Here is a 13315-nt window from a genome sequence, read left to right as displayed (position 1 = left end):
CGCCGATGGATGCAGAGTTACTGTGCATGCTGGCGTGGCTCGCACGGGGTGGATCTGGCTGCCCCGTGAGGACTCGCGCCCAGAAGCTGTATCTGACGGCGGGACGGTCCAGGTCATTGGTGGCGACCGCTGATTGGCTTACCTGGATGGTGGGTACGTGGTGGGTTTCTGGCCTCCGCGAGGGGGCACGTTCCGCATGCATGGTGCCCTGTTTCCTCATTGCTGCTGGGAAGTTTGGCGTGACAGCATCTGGGTTGTGGATGACGACGGGGATGACACAGCGGGGCGTGACTTCCCTTCGAGACTTGCCGAGTTGGCCGACTGGCCTGCGCCGGAGGAGCCGTCAGGCCCGCCGACGTCCGTGTCGACGCCAGTTGCCGAGGCGGATGAACTGGCTCTTGCCAGGCGCGGGTTTGCGGTGTTGCTGGGGGAGTTCCGGCGTACGGCGGTGCTGGTTCCGCTGGATGGGCGCGGCAGTTTGTGGTCGGCGGATCAGAATGGTGTGCGGTGGATCTGCGCGTTCTCCGATGAGGCGGCGTTGGCCCGGTTCGCGCGGGGGCAGGGGGACGCCGGGCGTGAGTGGACGTACCGGACGGTGCTGGGTGCGCGGCTGCTGGATGTGATGGTGCCGCTGCTGAAGGTCCCGGCTGGGGTGGCGCTGGACGCGGGCAGTGATGAGGGGATGTTGTTTCCGCCGGTTGCGGGCGTCGTGCCCGATGCGGTGGCGGTTGATCTCGGGGGGATGCAGTGAGTGGGAACGATCCTGATCTGGCTGCGCCGGAGTCGGCGTTGGCGGAGATCGCGAAAGGCATCAATTTGGCGCATGCCGAGTTGAAGGAGCTCGGGATGATCGGTGAGGCGTCGACGGGACGGGGAGTGTCGGATCTGGCGCTGTCGGGTCTTGAGCTGGGGCATGGGGGCTGTCGTCGGAGTTCGGGACGTTCTGCGACCGGTGGGAGTGGGGGGTGCGGGCGCTGACGCTGCGGGGGAATGGTTTCGCGCAGGGGGTGGGGTTGTCGGCGGGTTCGTTCGCCGAGCAGGAGCGGTACCTGAAGGACTCGTTCAAGATCGGTGTGAACTCGGTCAACGGGAATCCGCATCTGAGCGAGGACGAGGTCAAGGCGCTGAGCTGGGACAAGATCAGTACCCAGAGCGCTTTCGACAACCCGGACTACAGCGCCGAGTCGTTCTCGCAGGCGCAGCAGGAGGTCAACCAGACCTGGAAGAACACCGCGTACGACGTGGAGGATTCGCTGCTGGACTCGATGGAACGCTCGGGTGCGCTGGATCCGGAGCTGCGTGAGGCGATGGATGAGCAGCTCAAGGAGACGCTCGATCCCTCTCAGGAAACGATCACGCAGGCTGAGCAGCCGCGGTGGGGGGAGCGCTGATGCCGGACTGGGGAGGGCTGGTCGACGGGGCGATCGACAAGGGCATCGATCTTGTCGATGCGGGCAAGGAGAAGGTCGGCGAGGGTGTCGACTGGGCGACGGACAAGGTCGGCGAGGGCCTGGAGAAGGTCGGCGCGCACGACTGGGCGGATGCTGTTGAGGACTGGGGCGATGAGACCGCTTCCTCGCTGGGTGCGGAGGTGGGCGAGCAGCAGCTCGGCCAGAGCGAGGAAGTCAATGAGCTGATCCACGGCAACCCCGGGAAGATCGCTGCGACGGTGAAGAACCTGCGGGACTTCCAGAAGGCGTTCGATCTGGTCGGCGGCGGGATGAAGAAGCTCGACTCCGGTCACTGGAAGGGTGCGGCGGCCGACGCGTTCCGGGAGAAGTTCCAGACGCTGCCCACGGACTGGCTGCGCGCGGCTGATGCGTTCGAGGACGCGGCAAAGGCGCTGGAGACGTACTGCGAGACGGTCGTGAGCGCGCAGGGCAGGGCCAAGGAGGCCATCGCCCTGTACAAGGCGGGCAACCAGTCCTCCAAGACGGCCGCAGAGGAGTACAACAAGGACGTCGACGCCTACAACGCCGCCCGCAACAGCGACAGTCCGCCGCCCAGGCCCGGCCCCTTTACTGACCCGGGCAAGGCTCAGCGGGCGCGGGCGCAGGAGATCCTCAAGGACGCCCGGCGCGCCCGTAATGAGGCGGCCGAGACGGCGAAGGCGGCGGTCAGAGCGGCCCTGGCCCACGCCCCGAAGGAGCCGACGGGCCGGGAGCGGGCCAAGCTGGAGCTCATGGATTATGGCCTGGGCCAGTCCATCGAGCTGGCGCACGTCGGCGGCGGCGTCGTCAAAGGCACCGCTGGCCTGGTCAACTTCGTCCGCTCGGTCAACCCGATCGACCCGTACAACCTGACCCACCCGGCCGAGTACTGGAAGGGCGTGAATACGACGCTCGCCGGCCTGGCGTCCACAGCGGCCAACCCGGACCGGGCCCTCAAGGGCGCGTGGGAAGCCTTCAAGTCGGACCCCGGCGAATTCGGGGGCTGCCTCCTGCCCGAACTCCTGGGCACCAAGGGCGCGGGCATTGCCAAGTCCCTCCCACGCCTGGCCAAGGACCTTGCCGACAACCCGAAGGGCAAGGGGCGGGATGGACACCATCAGGACCCTGATGGCAAGGGCAAGAAATGCAGTGAGACCAAGTGCGACGGAGACCCCGTCGACGTCGCGTCCGGGCGGATGCTCCTGCCGCAGACCGACATCGCACTACCGGGCTCACTGCCGCTGGTGTTCCAGCGCACCTTCGACTCCTCCTACCGTGCGGGTGGCTGGTTCGGCCCGACCTGGTCGAGCACCGTCGACCAGCACCTGGAGATCGACTCCGAAGGTGTGGTCTTCAGCTGCGACGAGGGCAGCCTGCTGGCGTATCCCCACCCCGCACCCGGGGTTCCTGTCATGCCCACTCACGGCCGGCGCTGGCCCCTGGACCGGGTGGACGACGGCTACACGATCTCCGACCCGGAGACCGGACGCGTCTGGCACTTCATCGACCACAGTGCGGAGTTGGCACTGCTCGCTCAGATCCACGACCGCAACGGCCGTTGGATCAGCTTCGAGTACGACGAGGCAGCGGCCCCGACGTCGATCGTCCACCACGGCGGCTACCACCTGAAGCTCACCACAAGCGAAGGAAGGGTCACCGCCCTGCACCTTGCGGGAGCAGCGGCGGACGGCACCGACCAGGAAATCCTCCGCTACGGCTACACCAACGGCCACCTCACAGAGGTCACCAACTCCTGCGGCCGACCCGTGCGCTTCGGCTACGACGAGCACGGCCGCATCACGTCCTGGACCGACACCAACGGCAGTCACTACGACTACGTCTATGACGACCTCGACCGCTGCGTATACCAGTCGGGCACGAACGGCCACGTCGAATCCCGCTTCACGTGGGACGACACCGACCCGGACACCGGACTGCGCATGACGTCCATGACCGACGGCCTGGGCCACACCAAGCGATTCGTGATCAACGACCGCACCCAGGTGGTCGCCGAGATCGACGCGCTGGGCGCGGTCACCCGCTTCGAGTACGACCGCTACCACCGACTGTTGTCCGTCACGGACCCACTCGGGCACACGACCTGCTCGACCTATGACGAGCAAGGCCGCCAGACCACGCTGGTCCTTCCGGATGGACGGAGGTTGGCCGCAGAGTACGACCCCATAGGGAGTCCGGTACGCATTGCTGGCCCGGACGGGACGGTCACACGCCAAACCTTCGACGAGCGAGCCAACCGTACGTCGGTCACTGATGCCTCTGGCGCGGTGACGCGGTTCTCGTACAACGAAGCAGGACACCTCGTATCGGTGACGGACGCTCTGGGGAACACCCCTGTCGTGGAGTGCGACAAGTCGGGTCTGATGATTGAGAGCACCAATCCGCTCGGCGCATCCACCCGGTATGAACGGGATGCCTTCGGCCGCCCTGTGTCCATCACGGATGAGCTCGGAGCGGTAAGCCGCTTCGAATGGACCGTTGAGGGCAACCTCGCACGCCGCATCGAGCCCGACGGGAGCGAGCAGTTGTGGACTTACGACGGGGAAGGCAACTGCCTCACCCACATCGACACCATGGGTGGCGTCTCTACCTGGGAGTACACGGATTTTGACCTGCTCGTGACCCGAACCGGCCCGGATGGTGTCCGATACGAGTTCAGCCACAACACTAATCTCCAACTCACTCAGGTCACCAATCCGCAGGGGCTCGCCTGGGACTACGAGTACGACCCGGCGGGCCGTGTCATTTCCGAGAGTGACTTCGACGACCGGCAGCTCATGTACACATGTGACGCGGCGGGCCGCCTCGTCTCCCGGACAAACAGCCTTGGCCAGACGACCCGGCTCGAGCACAACACGCTCGGCCAGGTTGTCCGCAAGGATGCGGAGGGCGCGGTCACCGAGTATGAGTACGACATCTTCGACGAGCTGGCCGTGGCCTCTGGTCCGGATGCGACACTCACCCGGCTCCGGGACCGGTTCGGACGCCTGAGGTCCGAGACTGTGGACGGTCGCAAACTCTCGTTCGAGTACGACGCCCTCGGGCGCCGTGTCGCTAGAAAAACACCAGGCGGTGCGGTCAGCAGATGGTCGTACGATGCGGCTGGGCGTTGCAGTGAACTCACCACATGTGGCCGCACGCTGACCTTTGAACGCGACGCCCGAGGTCAGGAACTGGCGCGCCACATAGGCACGACCGTTTCGATCAGGAGCGCGTTTGACGCGATGGGCCGCCTCACTGATCAGCACGTCACCGGCCGGGGCCGTAGCCTTCAGCGGCGCGCGTACACGTATCGCGTGGACGGCGCCCTCATGAACATCAACGACCAACTCTGCGGCAACACGACCTTCGACTTGGATGACGCCGGCCGAGTCACGGCGGTACACGCCGCGAACTGGACCGAGCGATACGCGTACGACGCGGCAGGCAACCAGATCGAGGCCTCATGGCCCGCTGCACATCCAGGCCAGGAGGCCACAGGCGTGCGCGCGTACACGGGGACGCAGATCATTCGCGCCGGTAGCGTCCGCTATGAACACGACAGGCAGGGCCGGATCGTACTGCGACAAAAGACGAGGCTTTCTCGTAAGCCGGACATCTGGCGGTACGAATGGGATGGGGAAGACCGACTCGCATGTGTCATCACACCGGACGGCAGTGTGTGGCGCTACCAGTACGACGCACTTGGCCGTCGCACAGCCAAACAGCGCCTCGGCGACGACGGCAACACTGTCCTCGAACAGGTCGCCTTCACCTGGGACGGCACCACCCTCTGCGAGCAGACAACGAGCAGCGAAGAACTGCCTAATCCCGTCACGCTCACCTGGGAACACGACGGCCTGCGACCGGTCACCCAATCGGAACGCATCTTGGCGGCCGGGGCGCCTCAAGAGGTCATCGATGAACGCTTCTTCACCATCGTCACGGATCTGGTTGGCACCCCGAGCGAACTCATCGACGAGTCCGGCGACGTGGCCTGGCGCACGCGCAGCACACTGTGGGGCACAACGACCTGGGAAGTGGCCAGCACGGCGTACACGCCACTACGATTTCCGGGGCAGTACTGTGATCCCGAAACCGCCCTTCATTACAACTACTTCCGCTACTACGACCCCGAAATAGCCCGGTACTCAAGTCCTGACCCGATCGGTCTGGAGGGAGGGCCGAATCCGCATTGGTACGGACCCAACCCGCACACCTGGATCGATCCCCTCGGCCTGCAGCTGTGCCGAGTGAAGCCCAGGTTGGAGGACGGGAACGCCAAACAAGGGTGGCAGCATATTAATGAGCGCCACATCAGCGGAACCGCGGCCGGCGGCCATGGTGATCTTATGCCACCCACAACAACACGGGCGCAGGTGGAAGCGGCGGCCGAAAAGCTCGTCGAAAGAGGTACGCGCATCTCCGATCCGGACCGCACTATCCAGACATTCGAGAAGCGGATGACTGTAGATGGAATGCGGGCTAGATATCGGCTCGTTGTCGACTCCACGGACGGCAATCGCGTCATTACCTTCTTCCCGGTAGGAAAGAGCTATACCCCGTGATCAGAATGACGTTTTCCGTACGCCCGGGGCAGGGTGAACCCAGCGGGTTCGACCTCGGGGACATCTTTTGCGAGGGTGACCTTGGACAGGCGGGATCAACCGGGCATACCCCGGACCAGGGCATGATGATCTATCCATCGGTGACGCTTCTCCTGGACGGCCTCAGGCCACTCTTGAGGGATCGTGAAAAGGTGGTTAAATTCGTAGGAATCGACACATCTTTCGCACTTATTTTCAGGAGGGATCGCAAGGGAATCATCTCGGTCTCCACGAAGAGTGAAATGTTGGGCAGAGTCAGTCGAGGGGAACTCGCACAGACAATCTTCCAATCTGCCCAGAAGCTTGCGGTCTCGAATCTTTCTCAGCTTCCCGAGGAGGATGCGGTGCGACTTGATTATCTTGCCGCCTTGAACGATTTCCGAATGCTGGCCGAGGGGACGGCGTCGCCCCCTTACAACGGCTGACACAATGAGGTAGATCGGTCCACGTCGGCCGCCGCCGTGGACTGTGTCGGATGGGTTGTGGCGGCGGATCGTGCCGCTGCTGCCGAAGAAGGAACAGCGTTCTGGTATCCGGGGCCGCAAGCCCGTCCCTGACCGCAAGCGCTGTGCGGAATTCATCTGACGGGTGTGCTGCAGCAGCTGACGAAGCGGGTGCTGGAGTCCGCGCTGGAGCGTGAGATCACTGACCATCTCGGCTACGCGATGCACAATGCAGCAGGACCTCGAAGCGCAGCGCGGCGACGCTCAGCGGCAGCAACAACCGGGCCCAGAGCCCAAGGACGCGGGGCTCGACCAGCAGCCACGCGGCAAGGGGGAGCCCCAGAACGACGTACCAGAGGGCACGCCGCCACCAGGGCTGCCATGCAGCACCCGATCACGCAGACCCCGCCAGCACCCGCAGGGGCCATACACGCACCGCGACTGCCGCGCCCGGCCCTGCCGACCGGACAGGGCCGGAGTGACGGCGCCACAGCGCGCTGGCCTACCTGGGACGGTTTCGGCCGCCGCGCCGCCACGGTGGTGCGGCGACGCCACCGTCAGTAACCTGCTCTTCCCCGGCGCCTGCCAGGCGGTCCAGATCAAGCGCCGCCGCACCGACCGAAAGACCGGCAAGGTCACCATCGCCACCGTCTATGCGGTCACCAGCCTGACCGCCGAGCAGGCCACCCCGGCCCAGCTCGCGAAGCTGATCCGGGACCACTGGAAGATCGAGGCCATGCATCACGTCCGCGACACCACCTTCGCCGAGGACGCCTCGCAACTGCGGACCGGGAACGCTCCCCGGGCCATGGCGACCTGGCGCAACCTCGCCATAGGCGCCCTCCGGCTGGGCGGTGTCAGGAACATCGCCGCCGCCCTTCGCCACAACGCGCGTGACGCCCGCCGCCCTCTCGCGATCCTCGGACTCGCGTGATCACAAAACGGATGTCAGCCACTACGACGAAGCCCTGCGGGCTGGGTGGGCATGAACTCCGGTCTACAGCGGGAGAGGTGAGCGTGATTCGTCTGCTCGCGTCGCTTGCGGAGGTGCCTGGTGCTGTCGGTGCTCGGTCTGCTGGAGGCCCGGGAAGGGAAGATCCGGGAAGAGATCGCGCGACTGCGTTCTTGGAGGATGTCCCGCAGGCACAGCCGGTCCACCGGCTGCCGCCCTGGGTTCTTCTCTGGCCAGGGCGGCAGCAACGGCTCGGTCAGCTCCCACAATCCGTCGTCCACGATTCATGGCCGAGTACTCACACCTCACGAACAGCCGAATCAGCTAGCTGATTTATCCGGCTCCGCAAGGTCGTGTTGGGAGCTCTTATGGTTCGTTAGTAGGTCAGGTACTGGCCCACACTGATGTCCTTCACGTCACCGCCACCGGTCAGGGTGGACCATTGACCGTTGATGCCCTGCTTGACGTAGTAGGAGCCGTCGAGGATGGCGCCGATCCAGTCACCTTCCAGGACAAAGTCGCTGGCCTGACCACCAGGGTTGAGTGTCGCCCAAGGCGCGTCGCGGTCGTCCTTGGCGAAAATGACACCGGAGGAATTGGAGAAGGCGAAGCGGTTGCCCTTGATGGCGATCTTCTTCACGTCACCGCCACCGGCCAGTGTGGACCATTGACCGTTGATGCCCTGCTTGACGTAGTAGGAACCGTCGAGGATGGCACCGATCCAGTCGCCCTCCAGGACGAAATCGCTGGCCTGACCACCAGGGTTCAGTGTCGCCCAAGGCGCGTCACGGTCATCCTTGGCGAAAATGACACCGGAGGAGTTCCTGAACGCAATACGGTTACCGCTCAGCCTGAACGACTTGACATCGCCTCCGTCAGTGAGTTTGTGCCAGCTGCCGTACAGACCATCCTTGATGTGGAGATCACCGTCAAGGACAGCCCCGATACGATTCCCCGCACTTTGATAGGAACTCGCTCGCCCGCCCGGATTCAGCGTCACCCACGGCGCGTCCCGACCATCCTTCGCGAAAACCACTCCGGCGCCATTCGAAAAGGCAAACCGAGACACAGTGACGGTTGGCGGTGGAACCGGACCGAAGTGCCACGCCTCTTCCGGGGACGAACCCCCGGAGCCGCCGCCTGCCCCGCCCCGCGGTACCGCGCATTCGTTCTGAATGAAGGTTGCTCTTTGCGACCAGCCGCATATCTTCAGTGCCTTTGGGAACAGTGCGGATGTCATGCTTGACGCACATGTGCTGCCACCAGGAGTTTCCCAGCGGCGAATTGTACCCACGAGATCCCAGATCATTACCGGGGAGATGTAGAGGAACTCGTCGGGCTTGGTGGTGAACGTCTCTGAGGCCGTTACGCTATATGAGCCGGACTGGCTCAGCTGATACCCGGCCTGAACGCCAAGCTCGAATATCTTGCCGAGGGAGATACTTGCATCGCCACCAGCTGTGAGAGTGGCGCTCTCTGTTCTGGTTACGGTGCGCTGGTAGTGCATGCTGTCGGCCCTACCAAACTCTCCGACGGACATTCGTTCACCCGGGACCTCGGTCACATACGAGGTGCGGTGCGTTGTTTCCTTAAGCGTAGCGTACGAGCATTTGTCGTGCGCCCAGTCGGCGTGTGCCGTTGGCGCATTCACCAATAGGGTTGAGAGGATGGCGATCGCCGCAGCGGCCGCCATCGAGAATCTTAGTGAGAACACGGATTTGCTTCCCCCTTCCGATTTACCGATCAAGGTCCGTCCCTAGTCTTCTCTGTAACGCCACGCTTATCTCCTTCTTCAGGGGCACCCCGACGGTGGCTCTGGCTTTCCTTCCGCCAGGCTCCCGGCGGCAATCCCGACAACGGCAGTGACACTGACGAGTGTCCTCGTTAAAATATTCGGTCGCATTCGTTCCCCCTATGAGTCGTAGAGCGGCACCTGACGCGGCTGGCACTAATCATCATCGCGACGATGTCACCCTCTCTTGGCCGCAGCGCGCAGAAGCGACCATGGTCCTGGTAGACCCGCCCGCGTCAGCGCAAAGTAGGCGATGTTGTACAGGTGACAGCTGGCCCCGTGAAATGGTGGCAGCATCGGGGAAAAGTGAGGTACCGGAATTCCGGTTAGTACTCCAGTCCGACTTTGCGACCTATATGGTGCTTTGCCCGGAGTCGCGCGAATATGAGTCAGGGCTTCGGCGTAGTCGCCGGGCATCCGGTTCATGACGTCTGTCAGGTTGATCGGTCCGGGAGAGCGGCACAGGCACGGCTTCCAAGATTATGGAGTTCTCGACGCCCCGTGACCTGCCTGGAAGACCGTGCCTGCCGAGGCGTCATCGCTGATCCTGCCTGCCCTTGACCAACTCCGCGAGCATCCAGAGGTCGCGCCGGAAGAGTGCCCGGACAGCTGGGCCGCCTCGCCCAGGTGCCCGATCCGCGTGATCCGCGTGGAGTGCGCCACGCTCTGGTCGGTGTCCATGCCCTGGTGGCCTGCGCGGTGCCGGCGGGGCAACGTCGCTGCTGGCGTCGGCGAATGGATCACCGACGCTCCGCCCCACGTCGGCGTGCGACTCGACCACTGCTGGCCCGGATCGACGGCGACGCATTGGACCTGGCGGTCGGCCGCTGGCTCGCCGACCGCCGCAACCGAGCCGAGAGCCGACTGCGCGGCCTGGCGGTCGACGGCAAGAGCCTTCGCGGAGCGGCCAGGGTGAAGGGCCAGCAATGCCCCTGGTCTCCGGGGCAAGGGCGGATCCTCCGGCCATCCGACTTGATGTGGCTGCCCACCGCGTCCACTCGGTGAGCTCGTCAAGTCCCTCGCTGGGATCTCTGTCCCCCGTAGGCATTGCTGCACGACGGCAGCTGTACCTTGTGCCTACCTTACGATCCGTCAGCTCCGGCTAGGGTGGATGGCGGATGGGGTTCGAACTGGCCTACGCAGTGCACGTGCTCCTCAAACGAGCTCCATTGCAGTATCAGGCCGTTGACGACGGCGTCCCAGTCATTCTGGAGGAAGGCGAACCCCTGGACCGGCGGTGGCGCGCAGGAGCAGGACCAGGGTGGCGAGGGACCATCCCCGCCGACGCGGGGGTGAACCGCCGGGCGGCACGCCTTGTACGGCGCCCAGTAGTGGTCCCCGCGAAGGCGGGGGTGAACCGGGATGGACGCGCTACAGCGACCAATCCATTGCCGTGGGGGTCTGCTGCGCGCAACGTGTGACCAAGGCTGTGACAGGTGGTAGAGCAGGTGCTTAGAAGGCGCCTGCTCTATCCACTGAGCTACGGGGGCTGACCTGCGAAAACGCGGCTTCCTTACGCTGTCCCCCGGGGCGTGGGGGACGCATGGGGGAATCGTAGATCCCTGGTGACCGGGGGACGCAGGCGTTCCCTGGTCAGGTCGTACGTAGGGCCTCACATTATCTTCACGGCCCCGAAGCCCCTCGCGGAAACAATTCCGCACCCGCCCGGCGTTAATGATCTACGAGCCGAGGAGGGGGAGGTGTCGGGCCTGAAGCTGTTTCACACGACGACGAGCGGCGTGACCGAGGTCACGCCGCGTCTGGCCGAGGTCGAGGCGGATGTGCAGGACCTCATCGAGGCGCACATGGAGACGATGCTGGGGGTGCGGTTCCTGGCGAGCGAGTACAGCACCGGTCCTGTGCACGGCGGGCGAATCGACTCGCTGGGAATTGACGAGAACGGGGCACCCGTGGTCGTCGAGTACAAGCGCGGCACTGACGCGGGTGTCATCCACCAGGGCCTTTACTACATGGCGTGGCTGATGGACCACAGAGACGCCTTCCGGCACCTGGTCCGCGACCGGCTCGGTGCCGCGGTCGCGGCCCAGGTGCTGTGGAGCGCGCCCAGACTGATTTGCGTGGCCGGCGACTTCACCCGCTACGACGTCCACGCCGTGCGCGAGCACCGGCGCAGCATCGACCTGGTCCGCTACCGCTTCTTCGGCAGCGACCACGTCGGCCTTGAGACGGTGGCCTCGGTCACCGGGCAGATGGCTGCCCCCAGGACTACGCGTCGTCGCCGCGCGGCCGAGGCGCCGCGTGCGCGCAGGACGGACGGGGCGATGGCGCAGCTGGCCGCTGCCGTCGATGAGGCCCTGCTCGGGCTCGGCGACGACATCACGCAGGTCCACAACAAGACCTACCGCGCCTACCAGCGGCTGCGGAACTTCGCGTGCGTCTGCCCGCCGCAGAAGACCAAGCTCCTCGTCTACCTCAAGGCTGACCCGACGAAGGTCGACCTCGTACCCGGGTTCACCCGCGACGTGACGGGGCTGGGCCACCAGGGCACAGGCGACCTGGAGCTGCAGCTGCGTACGGACCGGGACCTGGAGCGTGCCCAGGACCTGTTCCGGCTCAGCTACGCGGCGGTTTAGTCGTCTCGTGGGTCCGTAGGGATGCATGGCCGCGTGACCGTGCGGTTGTGGGTGTGTCGTGGTGGTGGTGCCTTTCGACGTGCGGGCAGAGAGCGGCGGTGGACTATCAATGATGCGGGGGATCGCCGGTTTGGCTAACCGGCGATCCCCCGCTATGTTGCGCGCTGTTCCAACCTTGCTGAGCGAGGTGCTCTGAGCAGTTGGTGCTCTGCGCATCGTCCAATTCGGTCGGCCAGGGTCCGACAACTCAAGTAGTTCGACCGCCCGGTGGACCTATGTGCGCACGCAGCCGTCAGCAGCGCAGGCGAGCGGGCGGTCCGCGCTGTTACGGCTTCAGGTGGCTGAATCCCACCTCGAAGCGTTCGACCGAGACAATCTGTTGGCCTTCCCTCCGTGCGGTTTCCTCGCGGATCCGGTTTGCCAGGTTCTCGCTGTCCCGCATGGTCTGCTCGTCGTCCCACAGCGTCAGCGACCTGGCCTTCCCGGCGGCCCGATCGACGAGGTAGTACACGCCCCGGAAGCCGGGAACGTCCTTGACCTGCTGGAGAATCGATTCCCAATTGGCGGTCAGGTCTCCCCCTTGAGGAACTGGTGACCCCTGATAGGTGCTCAGCCTCGCGAACATCGCTGCCAATCCTTCCCTGGCCGACTGCCCGTCGAAGGGACAGACAGCTCCAGGACCAGCGTGCTCCCGCAGGCCCCACGCCGCACGTCGGGCTGGGCATTCGTATGGTCGGCTGTCTGCCGTCCGCGGTGATGACAACACCCTCGACGCCGCTCCCGGGAATCTCCCCCACTCATTTCCGGAGCGTGGCGCTCGGGTGCCCTGGACGCGCTACGCCGCCGGGTGGAACGGTTCTGCACCGGTCAGTGGGCCGAGCGCACCTCGGCCGTACGCGACGAGGCGCCCTGGCTGCCCGTAGCAGGTTGTAGGTCATCGCCCACAGGGTGAGCCAGGCCGCGTTGGCGTTGAAGTGTCCCGAGGGCAGGTGGGCCAGGGCGGAGGATTTGCTGTCGGCGATGACCTGCTGGATGACGGCGTGGTGTCGGTGTTCGCATTCGGCCTGGAGGACCGGTGCGGGGTTGTCGGTGAAGAACGGGTGGTGGCGCCAGACGGGGGACGACAGGCTTCTCCTGTAAACGGGACTCCCGAGACTGAATGATCGACTTTCCTCGCCGATCGTTGATCCTTTCCTCGGGAGTCCCGTTGTGCCGTTGCGATCCCCCGTGCCCAGGCCCGCTCACGACCAAACGCAGCCATATCCCACCGGCCAGGAATGATCGACAGGGGAAATCCGATCTTGGCTCAAATTCGAGTTTGCGTGCGACTCGTGCGTACACGTGTTGCTACTGTGCCGCCTCGTCAACTCACGGCTTCACACTGGGGGGTCAATGCGTCGTACATTGTCGGCCGTATTCGTGGCCGCTTCTCTGCTGGCAACCACAGTCTCGAGCGTCTCCGGGGCGGGCGCCGACGAGGGTCTCACCGCGGTTCCCTTC

General features: G+C 64.8%; 7 protein-coding genes and 2 pseudogenes. 6 read left to right on the top strand and 3 right to left on the bottom strand.

The features are described 5' to 3' along the window. Positions 1-256 precede the first annotated feature (256 nt). From ACIHCQ_RS41945 to ACIHCQ_RS41925, 5 genes and pseudogenes are all read left to right on the top strand, one after another. On the top strand, positions 257-751 hold the full coding sequence (locus tag ACIHCQ_RS41945) for an SseB family protein (protein ID WP_399674266.1): 495 nt from the start codon (positions 257-259) through the stop codon (positions 749-751). After that, positions 748-1391: pseudogene (locus tag ACIHCQ_RS41940) on the top strand (hypothetical protein). Before ACIHCQ_RS41945 ends, ACIHCQ_RS41940 begins: the two are co-directional and overlap by 4 nt. Next, positions 1391-5995: a putative T7SS-secreted protein gene (locus ACIHCQ_RS41935; protein ID WP_399674265.1), complete on the top strand. Its 4605-nt coding sequence runs from the start codon at positions 1391-1393 to the stop codon at positions 5993-5995. The pseudogene ACIHCQ_RS41940 and the gene ACIHCQ_RS41935 overlap by 1 nt, the downstream one beginning before the upstream one ends. Beyond that, positions 5992-6459 carry a hypothetical protein gene (locus ACIHCQ_RS41930; RefSeq protein WP_399674264.1) on the top strand — a complete coding sequence of 156 codons (468 nt, stop codon included), beginning with the start codon at positions 5992-5994 and terminating at the stop codon, positions 6457-6459. The genes ACIHCQ_RS41935 and ACIHCQ_RS41930 overlap by 4 nt, the downstream gene beginning before the upstream one ends. 247 nt (positions 6460-6706) lie before the next feature. Further along, entirely contained in the window at positions 6707-7411 is a 705-nt protein-coding gene (locus ACIHCQ_RS41925; RefSeq protein WP_399674263.1) for a transposase, read from the top strand. 394 nt (positions 7412-7805) lie between these two features. Here ACIHCQ_RS41925 and ACIHCQ_RS41920 read toward each other — a convergent pair whose 3' ends face one another. Further along, positions 7806-9176 (bottom strand): hypothetical protein, encoded by a 1371-nt coding sequence (locus ACIHCQ_RS41920; RefSeq protein WP_399674262.1) that lies wholly within the window; start codon positions 9174-9176, stop codon positions 7806-7808. Between the two features lie 1745 nt (positions 9177-10921). On the opposite strand from ACIHCQ_RS41920, the gene ACIHCQ_RS41915 reads away from it, so the two are divergent. After that, positions 10922-11815 carry a DUF5655 domain-containing protein gene (locus tag ACIHCQ_RS41915; protein WP_399674261.1) on the top strand — a complete coding sequence of 298 codons (894 nt, stop codon included), beginning with the start codon at positions 10922-10924 and terminating at the stop codon, positions 11813-11815. A gap of 325 nt (positions 11816-12140) precedes the next feature. Here the strand turns inward: ACIHCQ_RS41915 and ACIHCQ_RS41910 are convergent, their stop codons facing one another. Together ACIHCQ_RS41910 and ACIHCQ_RS41905 are read right to left on the bottom strand one after the other, a co-directional pair. Beyond that, a complete protein-coding gene (locus tag ACIHCQ_RS41910; RefSeq protein WP_399674260.1) occupies positions 12141-12440 on the bottom strand; it encodes a hypothetical protein in 300 nt (99 codons plus the stop codon). 286 nt (positions 12441-12726) lie between these two features. Then, positions 12727-12927: pseudogene (locus ACIHCQ_RS41905) on the bottom strand (IS1380 family transposase); the annotation flags it as partial. Positions 12928-13315: the final 388 nt, after the last annotated feature.

The organism is Streptomyces sp. NPDC052236, assembly GCF_044548015.1.
Classification (GTDB): Bacteria; Actinomycetota; Actinomycetes; order Streptomycetales; family Streptomycetaceae; genus Streptomyces.
This window is presented reverse-complemented; position numbering and strand designations above follow the sequence as displayed.